Source organism: Nocardiopsis sp. iso_40 (genome assembly GCF_056173285.1).
In genome coordinates this window covers 2,867,605-2,889,797 of record NZ_CM149666.1, presented here as the reverse complement: position 1 = coordinate 2,889,797, position 22,193 = coordinate 2,867,605, and the positions used below count along the sequence as shown (strand labels likewise).

Annotated in this window: 22 protein-coding genes; 4 read left to right on the top strand and 18 right to left on the bottom strand. The window is 73.4% G+C overall.

Going from position 1 to position 22,193, the window contains the following annotated elements:
- Nucleotides 1–37: 37 nt before the first annotated feature.
- The 16 genes from AC0VYD_RS12535 to AC0VYD_RS12460 all read right to left on the bottom strand — a co-directional run bounded on the left by AC0VYD_RS12535 (nt 38) and on the right by AC0VYD_RS12460 (nt 17,399).
- Entirely contained in the window at nt 38–841 is an 804-nt protein-coding gene (locus tag AC0VYD_RS12535) for a class I SAM-dependent methyltransferase (RefSeq protein ID WP_475480044.1), read from the bottom strand.
- A complete protein-coding gene (locus AC0VYD_RS12530) occupies nt 841–2,454 on the bottom strand; it encodes a class I adenylate-forming enzyme family protein (RefSeq protein ID WP_475480043.1) in 1,614 nt (537 codons plus the stop codon). The genes AC0VYD_RS12535 and AC0VYD_RS12530 overlap by 1 nt, the downstream gene beginning before the upstream one ends.
- Nucleotides 2,454–4,109 carry a CoA transferase gene (locus AC0VYD_RS12525; protein ID WP_475480042.1) on the bottom strand — a complete coding sequence of 552 codons (1,656 nt, stop codon included), beginning with the start codon at nt 4,107–4,109 and terminating at the stop codon, nt 2,454–2,456. Before AC0VYD_RS12525 ends, AC0VYD_RS12530 begins: the two co-directional genes overlap by 1 nt.
- Nucleotides 4,106–5,713: a class I adenylate-forming enzyme family protein gene (locus AC0VYD_RS12520; protein WP_475480041.1), complete on the bottom strand. Its 1,608-nt coding sequence runs from the start codon at nt 5,711–5,713 to the stop codon at nt 4,106–4,108. The genes AC0VYD_RS12525 and AC0VYD_RS12520 overlap by 4 nt, the downstream gene beginning before the upstream one ends.
- Nucleotides 5,713–7,059, bottom strand: coding sequence for a protoporphyrinogen/coproporphyrinogen oxidase (locus AC0VYD_RS12515; RefSeq protein WP_475480040.1), 1,347 nt, complete (start codon nt 7,057–7,059; stop codon nt 5,713–5,715). The genes AC0VYD_RS12520 and AC0VYD_RS12515 overlap by 1 nt, the downstream gene beginning before the upstream one ends.
- Complete coding sequence (locus tag AC0VYD_RS12510) at nt 7,056–8,042, bottom strand: UbiA family prenyltransferase (RefSeq protein ID WP_475480039.1); 987 nt, start codon at nt 8,040–8,042, stop codon at nt 7,056–7,058. Before AC0VYD_RS12510 ends, AC0VYD_RS12515 begins: the two co-directional genes overlap by 4 nt.
- Entirely contained in the window at nt 8,039–9,184 is a 1,146-nt protein-coding gene (locus AC0VYD_RS12505; protein WP_475480038.1) for a DegT/DnrJ/EryC1/StrS family aminotransferase, read from the bottom strand. Before AC0VYD_RS12505 ends, AC0VYD_RS12510 begins: the two co-directional genes overlap by 4 nt.
- Nucleotides 9,181–10,386, bottom strand: a complete 1,206-nt coding sequence (locus AC0VYD_RS12500) for a DegT/DnrJ/EryC1/StrS family aminotransferase (protein ID WP_475480037.1) — start codon at nt 10,384–10,386, stop codon at nt 9,181–9,183. The genes AC0VYD_RS12505 and AC0VYD_RS12500 overlap by 4 nt, the downstream gene beginning before the upstream one ends.
- Before the next feature lie 95 nt (nt 10,387–10,481).
- The gene (locus AC0VYD_RS12495; protein WP_475480036.1) at nt 10,482–11,009 is read right to left on the bottom strand and encodes an EF-hand domain-containing protein; all 528 of its coding nucleotides are present in this window, start codon (nt 11,007–11,009) and stop codon (nt 10,482–10,484) included.
- Nucleotides 11,010–11,166: 157 nt separating this feature from the next.
- Nucleotides 11,167–11,637, bottom strand: a complete 471-nt coding sequence (locus tag AC0VYD_RS12490; protein WP_475480035.1) for a DUF6917 domain-containing protein — start codon at nt 11,635–11,637, stop codon at nt 11,167–11,169.
- The gene (locus tag AC0VYD_RS12485) at nt 11,634–12,557 is read right to left on the bottom strand and encodes a Gfo/Idh/MocA family protein (RefSeq protein WP_475480034.1); all 924 of its coding nucleotides are present in this window, start codon (nt 12,555–12,557) and stop codon (nt 11,634–11,636) included. Before AC0VYD_RS12485 ends, AC0VYD_RS12490 begins: the two co-directional genes overlap by 4 nt.
- The gene (locus tag AC0VYD_RS12480; protein WP_475480033.1) at nt 12,554–13,693 is read right to left on the bottom strand and encodes an Ldh family oxidoreductase; all 1,140 of its coding nucleotides are present in this window, start codon (nt 13,691–13,693) and stop codon (nt 12,554–12,556) included. Before AC0VYD_RS12480 ends, AC0VYD_RS12485 begins: the two co-directional genes overlap by 4 nt.
- Nucleotides 13,690–14,970 (bottom strand): M20/M25/M40 family metallo-hydrolase, encoded by a 1,281-nt coding sequence (locus AC0VYD_RS12475; RefSeq protein WP_475480032.1) that lies wholly within the window; start codon nt 14,968–14,970, stop codon nt 13,690–13,692. Before AC0VYD_RS12475 ends, AC0VYD_RS12480 begins: the two co-directional genes overlap by 4 nt.
- Complete coding sequence (locus AC0VYD_RS12470; RefSeq protein ID WP_475480031.1) at nt 14,967–15,845, bottom strand: sugar phosphate isomerase/epimerase family protein; 879 nt, start codon at nt 15,843–15,845, stop codon at nt 14,967–14,969. Before AC0VYD_RS12470 ends, AC0VYD_RS12475 begins: the two co-directional genes overlap by 4 nt.
- Entirely contained in the window at nt 15,829–16,842 is a 1,014-nt protein-coding gene (locus tag AC0VYD_RS12465) for a Gfo/Idh/MocA family oxidoreductase (RefSeq protein ID WP_475480030.1), read from the bottom strand. The genes AC0VYD_RS12470 and AC0VYD_RS12465 overlap by 17 nt, the downstream gene beginning before the upstream one ends.
- A 248-nt stretch (nt 16,843–17,090) precedes the next feature.
- Nucleotides 17,091–17,399 (bottom strand): hypothetical protein, encoded by a 309-nt coding sequence (locus AC0VYD_RS12460; protein ID WP_475480029.1) that lies wholly within the window; start codon nt 17,397–17,399, stop codon nt 17,091–17,093.
- Nucleotides 17,400–17,770: 371 nt separating this feature from the next.
- Between AC0VYD_RS12460 and AC0VYD_RS12455 the strand changes: the two genes are divergently transcribed.
- Nucleotides 17,771–18,691: a ketopantoate reductase family protein gene (locus tag AC0VYD_RS12455; RefSeq protein WP_475480028.1), complete on the top strand. Its 921-nt coding sequence runs from the start codon at nt 17,771–17,773 to the stop codon at nt 18,689–18,691.
- 66 nt (nt 18,692–18,757) lie between these two features.
- Here the strand turns inward: AC0VYD_RS12455 and AC0VYD_RS12450 are convergent, their stop codons facing one another.
- A complete protein-coding gene (locus tag AC0VYD_RS12450; RefSeq protein ID WP_475480027.1) occupies nt 18,758–19,552 on the bottom strand; it encodes an SAM-dependent methyltransferase in 795 nt (264 codons plus the stop codon).
- A 292-nt stretch (nt 19,553–19,844) separates the two neighbouring features.
- Here AC0VYD_RS12450 and AC0VYD_RS12445 point away from each other — a divergent pair, with 292 nt between their 5' ends.
- On the top strand, nt 19,845–20,366 hold the full coding sequence (locus AC0VYD_RS12445) for a hypothetical protein (protein WP_475480026.1): 522 nt from the start codon (nt 19,845–19,847) through the stop codon (nt 20,364–20,366).
- Nucleotides 20,367–20,444: 78 nt separating this feature from the next.
- Here the strand turns inward: AC0VYD_RS12445 and AC0VYD_RS12440 are convergent, their stop codons facing one another.
- Complete coding sequence (locus AC0VYD_RS12440; RefSeq protein ID WP_475480025.1) at nt 20,445–21,302, bottom strand: SDR family oxidoreductase; 858 nt, start codon at nt 21,300–21,302, stop codon at nt 20,445–20,447.
- A gap of 116 nt (nt 21,303–21,418) precedes the next feature.
- Between AC0VYD_RS12440 and AC0VYD_RS12435 the strand changes: the two genes are divergently transcribed.
- Nucleotides 21,419–21,817, top strand: coding sequence for a winged helix-turn-helix transcriptional regulator (locus AC0VYD_RS12435; protein ID WP_475480024.1), 399 nt, complete (start codon nt 21,419–21,421; stop codon nt 21,815–21,817).
- The gene (locus AC0VYD_RS12430; protein ID WP_475480023.1) at nt 21,817–21,981 is read left to right on the top strand and encodes a hypothetical protein; all 165 of its coding nucleotides are present in this window, start codon (nt 21,817–21,819) and stop codon (nt 21,979–21,981) included. Before AC0VYD_RS12435 ends, AC0VYD_RS12430 begins: the two co-directional genes overlap by 1 nt.
- Nucleotides 21,982–22,193 lie beyond the last annotated feature (212 nt).

Genomic DNA, 22,193 nt, shown 5'->3' with positions numbered 1-22,193 from the left:
CCGGAGGCCTCCCCGCAGGCTTCGCCGGGGGCGGGGTTCACTCGGGGCGGCGTCCCTGCACCGAGTAGACCACACAGGAGCAGGCCCGGAACGAGGGGTCGGCCAGCAGATCACGTACCCGGGCCAGCCGCTCGTCGGTCATCCCCTCCCGTACGAACGCGTCCCGCAGGTGGCGGGTGTGGTGCGCGATGAGGTGGACCCCCGGAGAACCGGCGTCCCAGAGCTCCACGTGCGGCTGCGGGTCGACGTCCACCAGGCCCGCGCGGCGCATCGCCCCGGCCGCGTGGCGCCCCCACGCAGGGTCGGCCCCCGCACGGGACATCACCCGGATCTTGGCCGCCAGGAACTCCTCGTACAGCTCCTGGGCCCCCGGGTCCGGCATGAGCAGCGACGGGCCGTAGGTGATGTCGAACTCGTCCAGCTGCAGCACCCCGCCCGGTTTCAGGGAGCGCACCAACCGGTTCAGGACCTCGATCCGCTCGGGCAGGTGCAGCAGCACCAGACGGGAGTGCACCAGGTCGAACTCCGCCTCCGGTAGGGGGTCGCTGGTGACGTCGTGCCGCCACACCTGCAACCCCTCGGCAGGGGCGATGTGGTCGGGCTTGACGTCGGTGGCGACCACGGAGCCGCCGGGGACGACCCGGCGGGCCAGCCAGTGGGCGACACCTCCGCCGCCCGCGCCCACCTCCAGGCAGCGCCACCCCGGCCCGACCCCGGCCCCGTCCAGCCTGCGGGTGGTCAGCGGGTCGTATGCGGCGGCCAGGAACCGGTGCTGGTCGCGGGCGTTCTCGTTGTGGTTGTCGAAGACGTAGCCGGGATCCGCGGTGGCGGTGTCCGTCATCAGGAGCCTCCTGGGAGTGCGTTCGGTCGGTCGCCGACCGCCTCGGCCGCCATCCGGGACAGGGTGGCGGTGCACACCTTCCCGGTGGGGCCGAGCGGCAGCGCGGGCAGGAACACCACGTGTTCGGGCAGAGCGCGCGTGTCCACGCCGTGCCCCTCACGCAGATGCGAGATCAGCTCCCGGGGCGAGGGCGGGTCCACCCCCGGCAGCGGGCACACGCAGGCGCACATGCGCTCCCCCAGGTCCGGATCGGGCACGGGGACGCACTGGGCCTCGCCCAGCGCCGGGTGGGCGTTCAGGGCGCGTTCCACCTCGGCCGGGAAGAGGTTGACCCCGCCCCGGACCACCGTGCGCCTCATCCGGTCCACGACCCACAGCACGCCGGCGGCGTCCAGGCGGCCGGCGTCGCCGGTACGCACCCACCCGCCGGGGTCGCGCCGCTCCGCGTCCAGGCCGGGGTCGGCCACATGGCACAGGGGCGTCATCGGGCCCCGCGCCCGGATCTCCCCGGCCTCCCCGTCCGGCAGGGGCCGCCCCAGCGGATCGCACACCCGGATCTCGGTGACGGCCGGGTCCGGACGACCGGCCATGCCCGGCTCCCAGGCGCCGGGGTCGTGCCCGGTGTGGCAGTTGACCCCGTCGGTGGAGCCGTAGACGTTGACCACCGGCCGGTCGAAACGCCGCGCGCACAGTTCGCGGACCTCCCGGTGCAGGGGCGCCCCGCTGGCCACGACCATCCGCAGCGACGAGACGTCGGCCTCCTCCCGCGTCAGGGCGACGCGGCGCAGCATGGTGGGCACGCCGACCAGGTGGGTGGGGCGGTGGCGTTCGACGGCGCGCAGCGCGACCACGGGGTCGAACCGCCCCGGGACGATCAGGGCCGCCCCGTGCCGGACCAGCGCCACGATGCCCAGCGAGCCGAAGGACGAGGCGAGGGGGACCAGCACGAGGGCGCGTGCGGGACCGGGGCCCGCGAGCAGCGCCCCCGCGTAGTTGCCCCGTCCCCCGGCCATCGCGTTGTGGGAGTAGGCGACCATCGTCGGCTGCCCCTCCGAACCGGAGGAGACGAGGAAGCGGGCGGGCGACTCCGGGTCGGGGCGCACGGGTTCGGGGACGCACGTGTGCGCGAACGAACCGTCGGGGTCCAGGGACGCGGTGTCCACGAACAGCGCCGGGGTGCCCTCGACGTCGTCCGCGCGGGAGGGGTCGGTGACCACCAGCGCGGCGCGTGAGCGCCCCAGCAGGGAGCGCACGTCGGCGCGGGGGCGCCCGTGCGGGACGGGCAGGGCGACCGCGCCCAGGGCGGCGACGGCGAGTTCGACGGCGACCGCGTCCCGGCCGTCGGGCAGCAGCACCCCGATGACGTCGCGTTCACCGCACCCGTGGGCGGCCAGTGCGGCGGCGGCCCGTCGGACCCGAGCGGCCAGAGCGGCGCGGTCCAGGCTGCCGCGTCCGTCCACGACCGCTTCGTGCCCGGGGTCCTCGCGCACCCGTTCCAGGAAGAGGGAGTGCAGGTCCAGGCCCGGGCACAACCCCTCCCGGACCCACCGGGCGCGCAGGTCGGCGGGGACCAGGTCGGTCAGGGACAGCCCCGCGGAGGAGGTCCAGGTCATCAGCGGCCCTCCTCGGTCAGGGGGACGAACGTCCACGGTGCCCGGGGCAGGGCCGCCCCGTGGACCCTGGTGAAGGCCTCCGGGAAGGTCCGGGCCGCCGACGCCGGGTCCGCGACCGGCGCCGTGCCGGTCCGGGGCCGGTGGGCGGTACCGCGCCCGACCCGGCGCAGCAGGCGGGCTGCGTCGGCCAGCGCGGTCCGGCCGCTCGCGCCGGCACCCGTACGGGAGCGCAGCAGCAGACCGGCCAGGGCTGCCTCGGCGGCGAGGAGCCCGCCGAGGACGTCGGTGAGGGTGACCAGGGAGGGCGCCGGATCCGTGACACCGTCGAACAGCAGGTCGGCGACCCCGCCGTGGGCCTGGACCAGGAAGTCGGTGGCGGGAACCCCGGGAGAGGGCTCCGCACCGGCCCAGCCGTCGGCGTGGACGTGCACCAGGCCCGGGGCGCGGTCGGTGAGGTCGTCCACGCCCAGGCCGAACCGTTCGGCCCGGCCCGGCGGCCAGTTGTAGAGCAGGACGTGGCCGTCGGACGCCAGGTCGGCCGCCGCACGGCGGCCCCTGGCGGTCCTGAGGTCGTACTCGACCGCCTCCTTGCCCCGGTTGAACGCGGCGAAGCGGGCCGAGAGACCGCCGACCAGGGGCGGGACGCCGCGCATGGGGTCGCCGCCCGGCGGTTCGACGCGCACCGTGTCGGCTCCCAGCAGGGTCAGCAGCAGTCCGGCCAGGGGCCCCTGGACCCGGTTGGTGGCCTCCACCACCCGCAGTCCGGCCAGGGGGCCCGGGCCCGTGGCCGACCACGGCGGCAGGTCCGGTCCCGGCGGCGCGTCGAGGCCGCGGAGGCGCCGCGGCGGCTCCGCGGCCTCGTCGGTGACCTCGGCCAGCGGGCGCAGGGGAACCGCGCCGACGCCGTGTTCCCGGGCGAGGTCGCGCACGGCCGTGAACGGCACGGACGCCAGGGCCGCGAACAGTGCCGCGGGCAGCGGGCACACCGCGGTGGCGAACCGGCGTTGGAACGGCGCCCACCCGGCGGCGATCGCGGCCGTGGGCGCGCCCAGCGCCTCCCAGAACCGCAGCCACGCCTCGGGGTCGAGGGTCTCGATCTCGAAGCGGACACCGTCGGCGGACCGGAACGGCGGCGGCTCCCCCGGACCCGGGGACGACGGCGTCCCCCGGGTCGCGGTGGCCTCGGCGGTGTAGGGGGCCACCGCGAGCAGCGCGGCTCCGGCCACCGACACCGACGCCCGCAGCGCCGGTCCTCCGCGCAGCAGGGTGAGCGCCGCGACCGCCACCGCCTGGGCCGCCAGCGCCCCCGCGCACAGCGACGCGTAGTCGACCGGCAGGAACCGGGGGCCGCCCCGGGCCCGCCCGTGCAGGTACGCGAGGCCGCACGCCGCCTGGACGTCGCGTTCGTCGGCCAGGGGCACGGAGGGCAGCGACCAGGCGAGGTCGCACCCGGCCGGAGAGGCCGTTCCCGCGGGTCCGGTGACCAGGTCGATCCGCCCGGCGGACGCGGCCGCGGGCGGTCTGCCGCCCACCCGCTCGACCGCGCAGCCCAGCGCCCGCAACCGGGACGCCGCGACCCGTACCGGCACCGTGTCGCCCACGGCCCGCACCGCGGTCCCCGCCAACGGGGCGGCGGCGACCGCCGTCGCGGTCATGTCCACCGCCCCCTCCCACGGGTGTCGGCGGGCAGCCCCAGGTGCTCGCGCAGCGCGTTGCGCCGGACCTTCCCGGTTCCGGTGCGCGGCAGCTCGTCCCAGGTGAGGACCACCGGGTCGGCCATCGTCGGCAGGTCGGACACGGCCTCCTTCCACACACCGGGTTCCAGGGCCCCGTCCTCGACGGCCACCACCGGGACCGGCGGGCCGTCCTCGACCCCCAGCACGACGCACTCCAGCACCTGCGGGAGCCGTTCGTCGACGACGTCCTCGATCTCCAGGCAGCCGCCCTCGGCCAGGGCGTCCACCTCCCGGTCCACCAGCCGGACCCTGCCGGTGCGGTCGACGGAGCCGATGTCGCCGGTGCTCCACCACTGGCCGACGAGCTTGTCACGCCAGCGGCCCTCCTCGCCGACGTAGCCCAGGCACAGGGCCTCGGTGCGGCAGAACAGCAGGCCGGGCGTGCCCGCCGGGACGGGGCGCAGGGTCCCGGGGTCGACGGCGCGCAGCCGGGCCCGGCCCGGGATCGGGCGCCCCAGGTCGCGGGTGGTGGGTTCGACCCCCTGCCGTTGGGCCAGCGAGCGGCGGGTGAAGAAACGGAAGGTCAGCGGCCCCGTCTCGCTCTGTCCCCACCCCTGCATCCACACCGGGGCGCGGCGTTCGCTGGCGTCGAGGAAGGCACGGACGGTGGAGGGGTGCATCGCGTCGAAGGTGCTGACGAACAACCGCACCCGCCGCAGGCCCTCCCCCGCCTCGTCGAGGCGCCGCTGCCAGCGCACCAGGGTGGCGGGTTGGGCCTCCAGGGTGGTGGGGCGGTGCCGGCGCAGGGCGGGCCCGGCCTCCGCCCAGTCCGCCGAGGTGATCACCGAGATCGCTTCGGGGAACAGCCACAGCACCCCCGCGGTCCAGGCCAGGGCACGGCCGTGCGCGTAGGAGAACGAGGAGGTGACGGTGTCGTCGCGGCGGCTGCCCAGCACCGGCCACCGGTGCGATTCGAACCCCGCCAGCCGGCGCATGATGGTGCGGGTGGAGTGCACGGCCAGCTTCGGCACCCCGGTGGTCCCGGAGGTGTGCATGACCGCCAGCGGGGCGTCCAGGTGCGGGCGGCGCGGCGGTGGCGCGGCGGCGCCGCGCACGTCGCCGAGGCAGAGCGCGCCCTCGGCGGTCCCGTCCACGACCAGGGTGCGCCGGGCGTGCGCCGAGGGGTCGTGGCCCGCGTCCCGTGCGTCGCGGAGCAGGTCGGTGTCGGTGACCAGCAGCGCCGGGTCCAACCGGCGCAGCAGGACCTCCAGGGTGCCCGGTGCCAGGTGCGCCGACAGCGAGGCGGGGACGGCTCCCAGACGCGCGGCGGCGCACGAGAGCAGCACGTAGTCCCAGTGGTTGCGTTTGGCGATGGCGACCCGGTCCCCCGAACGCACACCGGCCTCGGCGAACCATCCGGCGGCCCGGCGCACCAGGGCCGCGGCTCCGGGCACGTCGAGTTCGACACCCGCCTCCGGGGCGATGTCCAGGGGGCGGCTCAACCGCACGGCGGTGGTGGACCCGCGCGCGGTCAGGTCGTCGAAGAGGGTGCCCAGGTGAATGGGTTTGCTCAGCAGTGTCATCAGACCTCGATCGGAGTCGGTTCGCGGTTCGCGGCGAGGAGGGCCGAGACGCGTTCGGCGGCCGTGAACGCCGAGGTGACCGCCCCCTCGCTGCACGGGCGCAGTGAGGTCCAGTCCCCGGCGTAGTCGACGGCCGCCGGGGGGCGGGCGGCGAACGCGGGGCGGGCGGCCAGCGTCCGGGGTTCGGGCAGGGGCAGACCGTGCCGGAACCGGTGGATGAGCGCCCCGCGCACGCGCGCACCCACCCCGGGCAGGACGCGTTCGGCCCTTCGCACCAGGCGCCGGACCACCACGTCGTCGGGGGCGTCGAGCAGTTCCTCCGCTCCCGCCGGGGTGGCGATCAGGGAGACCAGGCCCCGCCCCCGGGGCGCCCGGCCGGGGTGTTTGGCGTGGTCGACGGTGACCACCGCGAGCAGCGGGTCCCCGGGCACCAGGTGGGCGAAGCCCCGGCGTGCTCCGCGCGGGGACAGCGGCGCGTCCAGCATCAGGGACAGCCGGAGCATCGGCGCGTACCCGCAGGAGGTCAGGTACTCGCGTTCGGCCGGGGGCGCCCCGGGGTGGAGGCGGGCGGCGACGGGGGCGGGTACGGCCAGGACGGCCGCCCGGGCGGTGAGCGCCCCCCTGGGCGAGTCCAGGCGCACCCCGCCGGGGCCGGGGTCCACCCCGGTGACCGGGTGGTCGGTGCGCACGTCGAGCCGGGCCGCCAGCGCCCGGGTGAGGGTGTCCATCCCGTCCCGGTAGGTGCGCCAGGTCGCGGTGCTGCCGGAGGCGACGAGGTGGGCGGCGAAGGGCGCGGCGGCGGCGCGTTCCACCGGCCACCCGAAGAACCCCGAGGCCAGCGGGCCCAGCAGGCGCTCGCGCAGGTGCGGGTGGTGGTGCCGCAGGAGGTCGGCGACGGTCCGTTCGGGGAGCGCGGCCCGCTCGGGCCGGTCCGGGTCCAGTCCGGCCCTGCCCAGCCGCAGTTGCAGGCGTGCCAGGTCCAGGCGGGCGCCCAGGGGCAGGCCCATGCCGGTGAGCAGGCCCAGGGGGCGGCCGGCGTGCGGGCGGGACCGCCCCTGCCACCACACCGACAGGGCCCCGCGTACCAGGGGGACCGCCCGCGGGTCGGCGTCCATGCCCACGGCGCGGATGAGCCGCCAGGTGGCCGGGTAGGCGTCCGCGGACGGGAGCATCTCCGCTCCGGTGTCGACGAGGTAGCCGTCCGTGCGCAGTGTGCGCATCCGCCCGCCCACGGCCTCGGCGGCCTCCAGGACCCGCACGGTGTGCCCGGCGGCGGCCAGCAGGTGCGCGGTGGCGAGCCCGGCGGGTCCGGCGCCGACCACCGCCGCGTCGACGGGGGCGCTCACACCGACGTCCCGGGCAGGAACGGGACGAGCAGGTTGGCGCCGATGAGCAGCACCACCGTGACCCGGTGGGTGTGGATGGCCATGCGGCGGGCGCGCAGGATGTCGCCGCGGACGAACCCGATGAACAGTTGGGCCGCGCGCAGGGCGATGACGGGCAGCAGGACGACCGGGAACCACCACGGGGCGACACCGGCCAGGTGCGAACCGGTGACCAGCAGGGTCTCCGCCGCGGTGAGCGCGATGATGAAGGCCGTGTTGGTGCGGGACGAGACCTGCGCGGCGACGGTGATCCGTCCGGCGGCCCGGTCCCCGTCGGCGTCGTTGGTGTTGGAGTACAGGCCGAAGATCATCGGACCGCCCCCGAAGATCAGCGCCTGGACGACGACGAACCCGTCGACCTGCCCGACGAGCAGCCCGTAGGGGACCAGGACCCAGCCGACCCCAAGCCCGATGAGGAAGAGTTCCTGGAACCCCCGGTAGCTGATCTTCAGCCCCCAGGAGTACTGGACGGACGCGACCAGGCACAGCGCCGCGCCGGCCACGGCCCACAGCGGCCGGTGCGGGGCCAGCGCCACCACCAGGGCCCACAGCAGCACACTCGCGGCGGTCGCCGCACGCCCGAAGTTCAGCGCCTGGGGCTCGGTGAGGGTACCCGCGACCAGGGGTTTGCGGGCGAGCCTGCGCCGGGCCGCGTCGGAGCCGTAGTTCGCGGCGTCGGAGCCGTCCCGGTACCCGGTGACGTCGTCGAAGGCGACCATCGCGGCCACCACGGCGATCTCGGCGACCAGGACCAGCAGGAGGAAGCCGAGGTTCTGGACGCGCAGCCCCAGCAGGGGCAGGGTCATGGCGAAGACCAGCGGCAGACCGATGTAGTAGTCGACGATGTCGAGCTTGGCCAGCCGGGCGTAGGCGCCGAGGGTGGGGCGCGGTGCGGCCGCCGGCGGGCTCGGTGCGGCCGGGGGTGCGGTCATGTGGTCGGTCATCGTTGCCTCCCGAGGGCGAACGCGCGGACCGCGGCGGCCACGTGCTCGACATGGGCGTCGGTCAGGTGCGGGTACAGGGGCAGGGAGATGTTGCGGCGCGCCGCGTCCCGGGCCCGGGGCCAGTGGCCGTCGGACCGGGCGTGCGGGACGAAGGCGGGCTGTTCGGGCAGGATCCTGGGGTAGTAGACGTGGGTGTCGATCCCCTCCGCCGCCAGGTGGTCGCGCAGCCCGTCGCGGTCCTCGCACAGGAGCGTGTACACGTAGGGGAATCGGCCGTCCCCGCCCGCGGGCGGCGCGACGATCCCCGCGTCGGCCAGGTCGCGGAACTGTTCGGAGTAGTAGGAGCAGATCGCGGTGCGGCGGGCGAGGCGCTCCTCCAGTCCGGCCAGGCGGTGCAGTTGGAAGGCGGCCATCACCTCGTCGAAGCGGCTGTTGTGGCCGACGCGGTGGTGGAGGAACCTGTTGCGCCCGTCCTGGCCGTGGTTGCGCAGCATCCGCACCCGGTCGGCGAGCCCGGTGTCGCCGGACAGGACCACGCCGCCCTCGCCGGGCATACCGAAGGTCTTGACCTGGACGAAGGAGTACACCCCTGCGTCGCCCCAAAGCCCGGCGGGGCGGCCCCGGAGTACGCCTCCCTGGGCCAGCGCCGCGTCCTCGACGAGCCGCACGCCCGCCTGTTCGGCCAGGGCGCGCAGGCGCGGCATGTCGGCCATGACGGAGAACATGTGGGCGGGCATCAGCACCCGGGTCCGGTCGCTGACCAGTGTCCGGGCGTGCTCGGGGTCCATGGTCATCGTCTGCGGGGCGATGTCGGCGAACACCGGGGTGGCGCCCAGGGACAGGACGGTGCTCGCCAGGGGCGCGCACCCGAAGGCGGGGACGATCACCTCCTGGCCGGGACCCAGGTCCAGGGCCGCCAGAACCAGGGTGAGCGCGGAGGTCCCGCTGGAGCAGGCCACCGCCTCGCCCGCGCCCAGGCGGGTGCGTATCGCCTCCTCGAACCGGGCGGTGCGACGTCCCAGGATGAACTTCTGTTCGGGGTCGGTACCGACCTCGTACAGGGCGTCCAGCAGGGTCTCGCGGTCGCCGTCGAACAGGTCGGGCGGGAAGAACGGGATGGCCCGTTCCTTGGTCACGGTCACCTGGTCCCCCCGGTGAGGAAGCGTTCGATCTCGTCGCAGACCCGGTCGACCTGTTCCGGTTCCAGGTCGGGGTAGAGCGGCAGTGCCACGGCCGAGCGGCACACCGCCTCGGCCCGGGGCAGGTCGCCCGGCCGGTGGCCCAGGTGGGCGAAGCACGGCTGCAGGTGCAGCGGGCGCGGGTAGTAGACCTCGGTGCCGATGCCCGCCGCGGTCAGGTGGGCCACCAGGCCGTCGCGGTCGTCCACCTCGACGAGGTGGACGTAGACCACCCGGTCCTCTCCGGGGCGGGGGGCGGTACCGCCCGGCACCGCGCGTACCCCGGGCAGGCCGCTCAGCCGTTCGTCGTAGCGGCGCGACAGGGCGGCTCGGCGTTCGATGTCGGCGTCCAGCCGGGTGAGCTTGGCCAGCAGCACCGCGGCCTGGATGTCGTCCATCTTGCTGTTGCACCCGGTGACGGCCGTGGGGTTGGAGATGCCGGGGAAGGCGGCCAGGGTGCGCCCGGAGCGGCCGTGGTGGCGCAGCATCCGCGCGGTCTCCGCGATGGTGTCGTCGTCGGTGAGGATCGCCCCGGCGTCACCGACGGCCCCCAGCGTCTTGGCCGGGAAGAAGGAGAGCACGCCTCCGGTGCTGAGCAGCCCGGCGTGTGTTCCGCCCGAACGCATGCCGATGGCCTCCGCGCTGTCCTCCAGCACGGTCAGCCCGTGCGCGCGGGCGAGCTGGTTCACGCCCTCCATGTCGGCGAGCCGGTCGAAGAGGTGGACCGGCATGATCATGCGGGTGCGCTCGGTGAGGACCCGCGCCGCCGAGGCCGGGTCGATGCCGTACCCGTGCTCCTCGATGTCGGCGAAGACGGGGACGCCGCCGGCGTGCACGACGGCGGTGGCGGTGGCGACGAAGGTGTAGGCGGGGACGATCACCTCGTCCCCGGGGCGCAGCCCTGCGGCGCGCAGCAGCAGAACGAGGGCGTCGGTCCCGGAGTTGACGCCGACGACGTGTCGGGCCCCGGTCCGGTGTTCCAGCGCGCGTTCGAGTTCGGCGACCGTGGCGCCGTGGGAGAACTTACCGTCGTCCATGACCCGGACGCAGTTCTCCCTGATCCCCTCCCACAGTCTTCGGAAGGTTTTCGACTGGTCGAAGAAAGGGACTCCCGGCCCGCGTGTACTGTACTCTTCAAAATCCTGGGAGGAAAGAACTGAATTCACTTTTCCCGCTTCGCGGAGAATGGTTGGGGGTTCGGGGGGCGGGGGTTCGGCCACGAGGGTTCGTGGCCGAACCGGGACTCTGGCTCCGGGGGAGGTCAGACGCCGAGCAGGGGGATGTCGTTCTTGCCGAGGTGGTAGTCGCGCACGGCGGCCACCAGTTCGGCGGTGGACAGGTTGCCGCTGCCGTCGGTGTCGATGTCGGTGAAGGCGCTGTCGGCCTGGGCGCCGCTCAGACCGATGGAAGCGAACCACTTCTCCATCTCAGTCCGGCTGATCTCCCCGTCACCGTCGACGTCCAGGACGTCGACGATGGCCTGGATCGTCGGCTGGACGACCCGGGCGAAGCCGGCGTCACCCTTGCTGACGATCTCCTGCATGGCGACCTCGGTGAACTGCTCCTTGCTCATGCGGTCGGTGTTGGCCGCGTTCGCCAGAAGGTCGAACATGCCCAGGTAGGCCGTCCGGAGCGCCGCGCCCTTGGGGCTGTCCTGGACACCGAACCGGTTGATGATGTCGTCGGCCTCGGCCTCGAAGTCCGAGCGTTCGATCACGCCGTTGCCGTCGTTGTCCCACAGACGGAAACGCTCTTCGAGGCGCTCGTTGGACTTGGTGGCAGTCGTCATAGGATATCCTCCACAAAAAATCGCGAAAAACGGAAATAAAACACCAGGGAAAGAAGCCCCAGAGAGCCGGGTGATCACCTCGGCTTCGCCAATAGATTACCCCATTGGACAACCCTGCAAAAGCCAGAGCAAAGAGAATTCCACGCCTACTGAATTTTTATATCGGACATTTGTGGGAATTCACGGGGGATTGCGTGAAAGGGTGGCCCGCCGTGTCCAGCGGTGCCCCCTGGCGGAACACGACCGGCTCACCCGGCGACAGCTCCAGATCGCTCCCGGTCGGCACCGGATCGGCGTGTACCAACACGTTGTAGTGGTTGGGCGTGTGGCACGCGTCGAACCCCAGGACCACACCCACCCGGCGGGAGCCGATCCACACCTCGTCGCCCCGGTCCACGACCCCCGCACGGGTGACCTCGGCGAAACCCAGGAACCCCACCCGGTCGATCCTGGAACCGGCGGCGGTCCCGGTGTGGTCGGTCGCCACCAGCTCATGGACCTCACCCGCGCGCACGCACCGGCTCGCGAACGGCTCCAACCGCATCCCCCGCTCATCCCTGCGGTGCACCAGCACCTTGACCAGGTCAGCGGACACCTCTCGTTTGGGCCCGTCCTCGTACGGGTTCACCGCCCCGCCCCCTCCTGCTGTAGCGCCGTCCGGTAGACCTCACCGACCAGGCGCAGCTCCGACACACCGTCCTCGCCCACCGCACCGACCCGGCGCACCCGCCGGGCGAACTCGGCGGCGATGCCCTCGTACTCGTGCCACAGCGACTCCTTGAAGGCGGGGCGCCCGGACAGCAGGTCAGCCGTCCACACCCGGCCGTCAGCCGTGCGCACCTCGACGTCCTTGCGCTCACCGGGATGGGACCAGTCCAGGAGCACCCGGGCCCGGGCCGGCCCGGAAACCATCGTCACGTCGGCCCACCGGTCCACCCCGGCCCCGTCGTAGCCGACCCGGGCACCGGTCACCTCGGCCCGGCCCAGCAGCGCTTCCACGAGGTTGAAGGCGTTGGGACCGTTGTCGGCCACACACCCGCCTCCACAGCGCGCCGGGTCCAGGTACCAGGTGTCGGGCCCCGCGTGCTCCTCGATCCGCTCCAGATAGCGCACGGTCGCCTCCGTCACCGTCCGCCCGCCGATCCGCTCCCGCAGGGCGGCGAACTCGGAGTTGTGGCGGCGGTGGAAGGCCGTGGTCAACGGCACACCCCGGTCCCGGGCCAGGGCGGCCAGCGCCTCCCCCTCCGCCAGGTCCAGTGCCAGGGGCTTCTCCACGCACACCGCCACCCCGGCGGTGAGGGCGTCGGCGCAGATCCGGGCGTGCGTGTCGTTGGGTGCGGTGACCACGACCGCGTCCAGGCCGGCCTCGGCCAGCATCCGGGTGTGGTCGGTGTACCCGGTCACACCCGGCCGCGGTTCGAGGGCCCTGGCCGGGTCCAGGTCGCACACCGCCACCAGGTCCCAGTCCGGGGAGGCGGCCAGCGCCGCCAGGTGGAAGCGGGCGATCACCCCCAGCCCGACCACTCCCACTCGCAGGGGCCCGCTCATCGCACCTCCCCCGAGACCGGCGGCGCGGGGACGCCCTCCCGCGCGGCCACCTCCACCAGTTCCGCGTACAGGTCCGCGGCCAGCGGCACCCCGTGGGCGGTCCGCTCCCGCATCCTGTGGTGTTCGTGCCAGCCCGGATAGCGCACCGGTCGGCCCCGGTCGAGGGGAGGGCACGCCGTGACCGCCCCGAACAGGTCCTCGGCGTCGGCTCGGGCCCCTTCGCGCAGCGCGTCGGGGGCGATGGCCAACAGCAGGAACCCGATGTCGTCGTCCCGACCGCCGGGCCCTCCGTCACCGGCCAGGGCGTCGGCGTGGGGGCCGCGCCCCGAACCGGACACCACGGCGGACAGCACCTCCACCATCAGCCCGAGGCCGAAACCCTTGAACCGGCCCACCTCGCCGCCCAACCAGCTCAGGTGGGCCCTGCCGGCGTCGAACTCCGCCGGATCGGTGACCGGGGCGCCGGAGTCGTCGCACAGCAGTCCCTCGGGAAGCGACCGGCCCTCCCGTGCCGCCTGGCGCACCCGGCCGGTGGGCGCGGCCGTGGTACTCATGTCCAACAGGAACGGGGGGTGCGCGCCCGCCGGGGCGGCCACGGCCAGCGGGTTGGTGCCCAGCATGGTCACCGCACCGCCCGGGGGCCGGGCGATGCGCTGGCCCCCGCAGTTGCTCGCCACCACGCCGACCAGCCCGCGTTCGGCCGCGCGCAGCGCCGGGTGTCCGGCGCATCCCAGGTGGGTGGCGCCGCGCACCGACACCAGCCCGACGCCGTGGCTCTCGGCCCGCCGCACGGCCAGGTCCATCGCCTCCGGGGCCGACCACAGTCCGAGGGACCGTTCGGCGTCTAGCAGCACGGCCGCGCCCAGGTCGGCCAGGATCCGGGGCTCGGCCCGGGGGTCGGCCCGCCCCTCGTCGAGCAGGGGCAGGTAGAGCCGGGCCAGGTTGGCGACGCCGTGGGAGTCCATCCCGGTCAGATCGCCGTGGCACAGGGCCCGTGCCGCCTCGGCCGCACGGCCCGGGGGCACGCCCCGGCCCGTGAACACCTCCGTGAGGAAGGACAGCAGGGCGCCGTGGTCGGTCAGGACGGTCGCTCCTGGCGGGGAGGCTCCCGGGGACTCCGGGGAGAGGGTCGTCACAGTCGTCCAATCGTCTCGTCGGTGAAGGAGGTCAGGAGGCGGGCCACCGTGGCGGCGAACCCGTCCAGGTCCGGCAGGCGGGCGAACTCCGCGTCGCCGTGGGCTCCGTTGGCGGCCAGGTCCCCGGGTCCCAACACGACCGTGCAGGCGCCGGGGACGTCCGCCATCCAGATGGCGTCACAGGTGAAGGCGGGCTCGTCCTCGGGCCAGGGCGGAATCCCGGCCCCGCGCAGCAGGCCGTGTCCCCATCCGTCGCGGTCGTCCAGTACCGGCAGCCCGCGTTTGGGCCAGTCCAGCCGGGTGAGCCGCCGTGCGTCCCTGGCGGTCCGGGCGAACAGGGCGGTGTCAGCGAAGGAGTGGGAGAACTCCGCCACGGCGGTGTCGAAGGCCGTGGTCACGGCCTCCTCCAGGTCCCTGCCCGCCCCGGCGTCGCCGTAGGAGAGGTTGAGCAGCAGTCCTCCGGTGCCGTACACCCGGTTGTGCAGGGTTCCGGTGTGCAGTCCGGCCACGCACACCGCCCCCTCGCGGGCTCGCCCGTCCAGGGAACGGCCCATCCGCTGGGCGAGGAACCCCAGCAGGACCGAGGCGTTGTGCCCGGTGTGCGGCCGGTCGTCGACGGCGTCGTCGCCGTGCACCGACACCCGGGCGGTCATCGAGGCCGTGGACCGGGTGAGGAACCTCCCGGACGTGGGTTCGCAGAACACGTTGAGCCGGCCCACGTGGCCGCGTTCGACCAGGGGGCGGGTGCCCAGCACACCCATGGCGCCGCCCTCCTCCCCGGCCACCGCCTGGACGATCACCGCGCTGTCGCGCCCCAGGGCCGCCGAACTCTCCCGTGCGGCGCGCACCCCGGCCAGCAGCGCCACCGCGGGCCCCTTGGCGTCGATGGCCCCCCGGCCGTGGAAGACCTCCCCGTCGAAGGCGGCCGGTGGTCCCCCCGCGACCGTGTCGAGGTGGACGTTGAACATCACGGTGCGTTCGCGCGGCACCTCCTCGGGCCCCAGGCGCAGGACCAGGCTGGGCTGGTCGGCCAGAAAGGCGGGGTCCGCGGCGGCCGCGCGCACCGTTGCGGGCACCCCGTCCCCGGCCAGGTCAGCCGGTTCGGCCGGGCCGTGGTGCACCACTGTGAACCCGATCCGTTCGGCGGCGCGGGCGTAGTCGTGCTGGGCCTCCCACAGGCGGGGGGCGGGGCCGGTGTCACCGACCTCCAGGGGGCCCGCGGTGGGCGTTTCCAGCAACCGCAGCAGCAGGGCGCGGTCCGGCTCGGTCAACGTCATCGGGTCTCTTCCATGTCGTGGATCCGGAGCACCATCTCCTCCAGCACCCGCCCGTACTCCACGAACGCGGCCCGGTCGCCGCGTCCGGGGTCGGCGCCGTCCGCCCTCAGGTGGGGGCGCAGAGCCAGGTGGGGTTCGATGGACAGGGCTCCCCGGTACCCGTGCTCGGCCAGGACCCGCAGGCACTCCTCCACCCCGGCCCCGCCCTCGCCGGGGCGCACGTAGGCGGTGTCGCCGCCGGGGAGGCCGACCGCGTCCTTGACGTGGACGTGGGCCACGTACTCCGCGAGCGGGCGGAGCATGGCCACGGCGTCGTAGCCGTGGGCGACCCCGTTGCCGGTGTCGAACAGCACCCGCAGCGCGGGGCTGTCGATCCGCGCGATCAGGTCCAGGACCCGGTCGGCGTCCTCTCCGGCCCACCCGGCGCAGTTCTCGTGCACCAGGACCAGGCCCGAGTCCTCGGCGCGCCGGACCAGTTCACGCATCCGGGAGCGGACCAGCCGCCCCCACTCGGGCTCGGCCAGCCCTCCGGAGGGGTAGGACATGATCCGCACCATGCGCGTCCCCAGTACGGCGCAGCGCCGGGCCAGCACGTCGAGTTCGGCAAGGTCCACCGCGAAGTCCCCGGTCGCGGGGCGCGACCAGTCCCCGATCTTGGCCGCGACGGCGACCACCTCCACACCGTGCGCGCGGATCTGCTCCGCCGCCCGCGCGAACTCGGCCTCAGTCAGGGCGGCGACGGGCACACCTTCCAGGGTGCGCAGCTCCAGCAGGTTCCAACCGAGCTCCGTCACGGCCGTGAGCTGCTCCGGCAGCCCCGGTGCGGCCTCGTCCCCGATTCCTGCCAGGCGGAACGGCTCAGGCTCCAACAGCACTGTTCACCTCCTGGTCGGCGGTGTGCGGTGAGCACAGGTTCTTGGCCTCGGCCAGCAGGCGGACCGCTTCCACGTGCACCGAAAGGTCGCCCGGGGGGCGGGGGGAACTGGAGTAGCGCGCGTAGCACGAGCCCAGGAGCTCGGTGAGCGCGTCGTCGGGAAAGACCGACCGGGCCGGTTCGTGTCCTGGGACGGCCACGGAGAGCTGTGCGGTGTGGTCGGCCTCGCTGCAGGGGAAGTGGCCGGTCAGGACCGCCTCGTCGAACTCCAGCACGATGCGCCTCTCACGCAGCGGCGCGGTCAGGTCGGACTCGATCCGGGTGAGCACCCCGATGTGGTGGACCAGGTCCAGGCGTGCCCCGCCCAGGCCGGGCAGCCGGGCTCCGGCGACGGCCATGTCGGACAGTTCGGCCGAGGCGACGTCGGCACCGCCCGCGAGTGCGACCGCCAGGGCCAGGGCGTGGGGGACCTCGACGTCGAAGGCGCTGGGGTGCCCCGGAAACTCCAGGGTGCGGGTGAAGCGGGGTTTGTGCTGGAGCACCGTGAGGGCACGCAGGCGTCCGAAGGCTCCGCCGCGGCGTACCGCGAGCAGCCGTCGGCTCAGCGAGCTGGCCGACCACGGGGTGGAGACGGTCAGGTCCATCCCCCAGCGGCGGCGCAGCCGGGCGATCTCGGCCAGTTCCGCCAGGTCCAGGGCCAGGGGCTTCTCCACGATGACCATGCGGTAGCCCAGGAGGGCCAGGTCCTGCAGTATCCGCGCCCGTAGGTGGGGCGGCGTACACAGGTGGACGACCGTCTCGGACGGCGGACGGCGCCGGGCGGCCTCCTCCAGGGAGGGGACCGTGAGGACCCCCTCGGCCCGGCCGCGGTGGGGGTCGTACCCCAGGATCGGCCCCGGAGCGAAGTGGGCGGGGGCCGCCGCCCGAGCCTTGGCGAGCGACGGCGCATGCAGTCCCAGTCCCGATCTGCCCAGGCCGACGATGAGGGTGTGCAGCATGAGGGGCGTGCACCTTTCCGGTTCGCTGTCCCCGCCCCGCGCCCTTTCCAGGGGCACGGGGCCGTTTTCCAGGGGCACGGGGCCATCGAAGCAGGAACACATCCTGAACCACACACGAAAACCGTGTCAAAAACACAGCCAGACCGGATACCCCAAACCACACCATCGGGCATTCCCCAACCGCACGAAAGGGCGGGAAAAACAGGCAATCCGAAAAAGATGCCCTTTGCCCCCTTCGTCGGCCCCGGTCAGGCCACCGAGAAGCTGAACAGGCCGCTGGGCGGAGCGTGCCATCCCCGGTCCGGCTCCACGAGCACGCCCGGCGCCAGGCACCCGGGGCCGGGGTGCAGGCGAACGTCCGAGTCGGTCAGGTTGACCAGCACGTGTGCGGTGCCGGGGAGCCGCACACAGCTGCCCGACTCGGGGTCCGGGTAGTGAACGAGGTCTTCGAACTCGGTCGTGAAGACCACGACCTCACCGGTCGCCGCGTGAGCGGGCGCCGCCCCCGCGAGCAGACTCCCCAGGGCCAGGACGACAGCAGCGGAAAGAGTCCTCATTCCACATCCTCCCTTTTTCTTGTGCACATTCCACAGGAACAACCCCTCCGAAACAAACAACACGGAGGAGCATCAGGAAGATGGTCTCCGAAGCCGTGGCACACCGCAACCCCCTGGCTGATCATCCCTTTTTCGGACAACCGAACACCCGAGACAAAACCCGAACAGCACGGCACCCAAAAATGGTCATAAAAACAAATTTCGCCTCATGTCGGAAGTGCGTTCGGAGGGAGGTGGTCGCCCCGGCCCGCTTCGGACCTCTCCGGACGGGGGCCGCCGTCGTCCACAGGCCGACGGACCGCCCTTGCGGCAGGGCATCCCCTCGTCATACGTTTTGCCTGTTCCACAGGGGCCGTCGAACCGGGAGTGACATGAGGATCCTTGTCGTGGGTGCGGGTGCGGTCGGCGGCTACTTCGGAGCGAAACTCGTCCGTGCCGGACGCGAGGTCGACTTCCTGGTCCGCCCGGCACGCGCCGAACTCCTGAACGGGCACGGCCTGGACATCCACACCCTGGACGGGCGAACCGAGAACGTCCCCGTCCGCGCGGTCACCGCCGGGCGGCTCACCCCCGACTACGACCTGGTCATCGTCTCGGTCAAGTCCTACGGCCTGGACGGCGCCGTCGACGACCTCGCCGCGGCGGTCGGCCCGGACACCGTCGTGCTGCCCCTCCTCAACGGCATGCGCCACCTGGACGTGCTCACCGGGCGCTTCGGCCCGGACCGCGTCTACGGCGGGGTGTGCATGGTGATGACCCGCCTGGACGAGCGGGGCGGCATCGTCGAGGTCGGCAGGATGGGCGAACTCGTCTACGGGCCGCTCTCCGACTCCCCCGTGATCGGCCTGGACCGGGTGCACACCGCCCTGGAGGGGGCCGGGTTCACCGCCCGCCCCACCAAGGAGATCCGTCAGGAGATGTGGGACAAGTGGATCTTCCTGGCCAGCCTGGGCGCCGTCACCTGTCTGATGCGCGCCCCCGTCGGCCGGGTCAACCGGGCCCCGGGCGGAGCCGAGTTCAGCGCCGGGATGCTCGCCGAGGCCGTCGCCGTGGCCACCGCAGCCGGCCACCCGCCCGGCGACCGGATCCTGGAGTTCGCGAACGACGTCATCTCCGACACCGAACGCGACACCTCCACGTCCATGTACTGGGACCTCACCCACGACAACCCGGTGGAGGGCGACCACATCGTCGGCGACCTGGTAGCCAGAGGCCGCGCGCTCGGGGTCCCCACCCCGCTGTTCTCCCTCGCCCACACGCACCTGAGCGTGTACTCGGCCGCCCGGGGCTGACCGGCCCCGCCGGGACGACGGCGGTGGCGCCGTCCCGGGGCCCGCATCCGGGGGCGGGTCCGCCCGTCAGGGCTTGCGGCCGACCCCGCCGTACTGGTCCACCTCGGCGGGAGGGCCGTCACCCCTCAGCACGGGACGCCACTGGGTGACCGAGACCAGCCCCGGCTCCACCAGCTCCAACCCCTCCAGGTAGCCGCCGATCTGCTCGGGGGTACGCGGGATGTAGGGAACCGCGCCGCTCTCGTTGTACTCGCCCTGGGCCTCGGCGTTCTCCTCGCTATGCACGTTGCTGCCCTCGCTGACGGTCAGGTAGCTGCCGGAGGGCAGGCCCGCGAGCAGACGCCGCACGATCGAGACGGCCTCCTCGTACTCCTGCACGTGCCCCAGGACACCCATCAGCATCAGACCGACCGGCTGGTCCAGGTCCAGCAGGTCGGCGGCCTTCTCCAGGATCAGCTCGGGCTCGTACAGGTCCGCGTGGACGTACTGGGTGCGTCCCTCCGGCGAACTGGTCAGCAGGGCACGCGCGTGGGTCAGCACGAGGGGGTCGTTGTCCACGTAGACGATCCGCGCCTCGGGGGCCACCGACTGCGCGATCTCGTGGGTGTTGTTGTGCGTGGGCAGTCCGGTGCCCACGTCGAGGAACTGCCGCACGCCCGCCTCGCCCGCCAGGTGTCTGACGGCGCGCTCCTGGAAGGCCCGCGAGGAACGCGCCAGCTGCGCGATCCCGGGGAAGACCTTCAGGAACTGCTCCCCCGCCTCCCGGTCCACCGGGTAGTTGTCCTTACCGCCCAGCCAGTAGTTCCACACCCGTGCCGAGTGCGGAATCGTCGTGTCGATCGCAGGTGCCTGATCGCTCATCGTCTGTTACCTCATCACCGCGTATAGCCGTATCAGTGCCCCGATCCTACGGTCATCGGGTAACACCGGATCCCCCTCGGCACAGGGGATGCAGCCGGATCTCCTCCAACGGGCGGGCCGGGGCGGGCACCGGGTGCCCGGCGGCCCGGACCGCCCGCGGGGACACGCCGAAGCGACACTCCGCGGCGGATTTCCACCAGGCCCGGTGTGACCTGTGTTCTTCGTTCCCATCGCCCTCCGGAGCCGCCCCGGCGGGCGCACGACGCGTGAATTCGGTTGGCACAATCACGGCATGCCAGTCCTCGACAGAGCCACCCTCAGACAGTTGGTAGCCCTGCCCCCGGCGTGTCTGCTCCTGACCTCGTGCATGTCCGACGGGGGCGCCGTGGGCGCCGTCGCCACCGGGCACTTCTCCGCCCGGCACCAGTTCCCCGTCGTCATGATCTCCTGGTGCGGGGACAGCCCTCCCGCGCGAATCGACCTGGACTCGCAGGAGCACGGATGGCAGCTGCACGCCACCCGGGACTTCCCCGGCGACGAGGTCGAGGTGGACCTGTCCGCCCCCGGGGAGGACTGGGAGATCACCGACAGCGAGGGGGCGCCCGCCTACCGGGTCGTGCCGGAGTCGGCGGCCACCGAGTACACGCTGGGCGTGACCTCAGCCGACGCAGTCGAGGACGACGCCGAGCACGACATCGCCACGTTGAGTTTCAACACCGAGCTCCTGGCCGCCGACGACGGCGTGTACGTGGGTACGGAGGACCCCGGAGACGGCACCCTGGTGGGTACCGACGAGTTTCCGCCCGAGTGCTGATCCGTCCCTGGACGTGGGTCGACGGTTCCCGCCGCCCGGGGCGTGGCGCAGACCTGCGCGGCACCCCGGGCGAAACCCTCAGAGGAGGCCGCGCAGGGTCTCGGCCACCGGGGTGGTGGGGCGTCCGATCAGCTTGGACAGGGTTCCCGGGGTGTCCGCCAGTTCTCCGTCGCGGACGTTGCGGTCCAGCGTGACCACGAACTCGACGGTGCCCTCGTCCAGGCCCGCCCCGGCCAGCACGGCGCGGTGCTCCTCGGGGTTCAGGTCCCGGTAGCGGACCTCGCGCCCCAGCAGCTCACCGATGTCCCGGGCGAGCTCGTCGTTGGTCCAGGCGGTGTCGCCGCTGAGCTCGTGGACGGCCCCGGCGTGCGGTGCGGGGTCGGCCAACACCACGGCAGCGGCCTCGGCCAGGTCCCGGCGGGCCGCGCTGGCGGTGCGCCCCCGACCCGCGCTGCCCGCGAAGGCCCCGTGTTCCCGGGCCTGCTCCAGTGCCTGCTGGGAGAGTTCGTTGTACCAGCCGTTGCGCAGGACCGTGTGGGTCAGCCCGGAGGCGGCGAGGAGTTCCTCGGTGGCCCTGTGCTCGGGTGCCAGGACCAGCGTGGTGTCGTCGGCCCTGGGCGCGCTGGTGTAGACGAGGTGCCCGACCCCGACCTCCCTGGCCGCCTCGATGGCGTTGCCGTGCTGTTCCACCCGTCGGCCGAGTTCGTTACCGGAGACCAGGAGGACGGTGTCGGCTCCCCGGAAGGCCTCCCGAAGCGACTCCGGGTCCTCGAAGTCGGCTCGACGGACGGTGACGCCCCGTTCGGCCAGGTCGGTGATCCTGGCGGTGTCACGGCCGGTGGCGGTGATGTGCTCGGCGGGGTGCCCCCTATCCAACAGGGACTCGACGACGAGGCGGCCCAGTTGGCCGGTGGCACCGGTGACGACGACGGACATGGGGTCTCCCTTCGATCACCTGTCGGGAAGCCCTCCCGACAGTTCGTAGGTGCCAACGAGCCACCTCTTTCACACATTCCATCAGTGAGGTACGCACCTTTTGGTAAGTTATGAGGATGGACACCACTCAGGACACTCGCAAGAAGGAGCCCCGGACTGAGCTTCCCCGCATCGGCGGGCGCGTCCTGCCCGCGGGCTGCCCGTCGCGGGCCCTGCTCGGCGACATCACCAGCAAGTGGGGGGTGCTGGTGCTGGTCGGCCTGTCGGAGGGGCCGCGGCGCTGGAGCGACCTGCGGCACGGAATCGACGGCATCAGCGAGAAGATGCTCGCCCAGACCCTGCGCACCCTGGAGGCGGACGGCCTCGTGGCGCGTGACGCCAAACCGGTGGTGCCGCCCTACGTCGAGTACAGCCTGACCGGAGACGGCGCGGAGGTCACCGCGCTCCTGCTGCCCCTGTTGGACTGGGTGCAGGCGCACGTCTCCCAGGGGAGGACCACTACTTTTCCGGGTTGATGGCGCATGCCACCTCAACACAGGCCCCGAAGACGGGGGCGTCCTCGGCAGGGGGCGCACGCCTGCGCGACTTCCGTGACCGGGGCGTGGCGGAGGAGGTCCTCGCCGCGCACTGCTGGACACTGGATCACCGGGCCGAACTGGAAGCTGCCCTGGCCCGGTGACACGGGTCCCGGGCGGCCCCGGCCTCCGAGGGTCAGCCGTGGTCGGGCGGGGGCTGGTAGAGGCGGCTCCGCCACCCGGCGGGGCTGGGCGGGCGGGCCCCACATCCTGGGCGACCGCTCGGCCCTGGCGGGCGCCCAGGCCCCGTCCGGGAAAGCAGCACGGGGAACCGTACGCGCCCCGGGGGCGTCCGATCCTCGACCTCTCCGCCTCC

Bases quoted from the DNA above. Each gene is read 5' to 3' on its own strand.
- AC0VYD_RS12535 (WP_475480044.1), bottom strand. From the start codon at position 841: ATGACGGACACCGCCACCGCGGATCCCGGCTACGTCTTCGACAACCAC.
- AC0VYD_RS12530 (WP_475480043.1), bottom strand. From the start codon at position 2,454: ATGACCTGGACCTCCTCCGCGGGGCTGTCCCTGACCGACCTGGTCCCC.
- AC0VYD_RS12525 (WP_475480042.1), bottom strand. From the start codon at position 4,109: ATGACCGCGACGGCGGTCGCCGCCGCCCCGTTGGCGGGGACCGCGGTG.
- AC0VYD_RS12520 (WP_475480041.1), bottom strand. From the start codon at position 5,713: ATGACACTGCTGAGCAAACCCATTCACCTGGGCACCCTCTTCGACGAC.
- AC0VYD_RS12510 (WP_475480039.1), bottom strand. From the start codon at position 8,042: ATGACCGACCACATGACCGCACCCCCGGCCGCACCGAGCCCGCCGGCG.
- AC0VYD_RS12495 (WP_475480036.1), bottom strand. From the start codon at position 11,009: ATGACGACTGCCACCAAGTCCAACGAGCGCCTCGAAGAGCGTTTCCGT.
- AC0VYD_RS12485 (WP_475480034.1), bottom strand. From the start codon at position 12,557: ATGAGCGGGCCCCTGCGAGTGGGAGTGGTCGGGCTGGGGGTGATCGCC.
- AC0VYD_RS12475 (WP_475480032.1), bottom strand. From the start codon at position 14,970: ATGACGTTGACCGAGCCGGACCGCGCCCTGCTGCTGCGGTTGCTGGAA.
- AC0VYD_RS12465 (WP_475480030.1), bottom strand. From the start codon at position 16,842: ATGCTGCACACCCTCATCGTCGGCCTGGGCAGATCGGGACTGGGACTG.
- AC0VYD_RS12460 (WP_475480029.1), bottom strand. From the start codon at position 17,399: ATGAGGACTCTTTCCGCTGCTGTCGTCCTGGCCCTGGGGAGTCTGCTC.
- AC0VYD_RS12455 (WP_475480028.1), top strand. From the start codon at position 17,771: ATGAGGATCCTTGTCGTGGGTGCGGGTGCGGTCGGCGGCTACTTCGGA.
- AC0VYD_RS12450 (WP_475480027.1), bottom strand. From the start codon at position 19,552: ATGAGCGATCAGGCACCTGCGATCGACACGACGATTCCGCACTCGGCA.
- AC0VYD_RS12445 (WP_475480026.1), top strand. From the start codon at position 19,845: ATGCCAGTCCTCGACAGAGCCACCCTCAGACAGTTGGTAGCCCTGCCC.
- AC0VYD_RS12440 (WP_475480025.1), bottom strand. From the start codon at position 21,302: ATGTCCGTCGTCGTCACCGGTGCCACCGGCCAACTGGGCCGCCTCGTC.
- AC0VYD_RS12435 (WP_475480024.1), top strand. From the start codon at position 21,419: ATGGACACCACTCAGGACACTCGCAAGAAGGAGCCCCGGACTGAGCTT.
- AC0VYD_RS12430 (WP_475480023.1), top strand. From the start codon at position 21,817: ATGGCGCATGCCACCTCAACACAGGCCCCGAAGACGGGGGCGTCCTCG.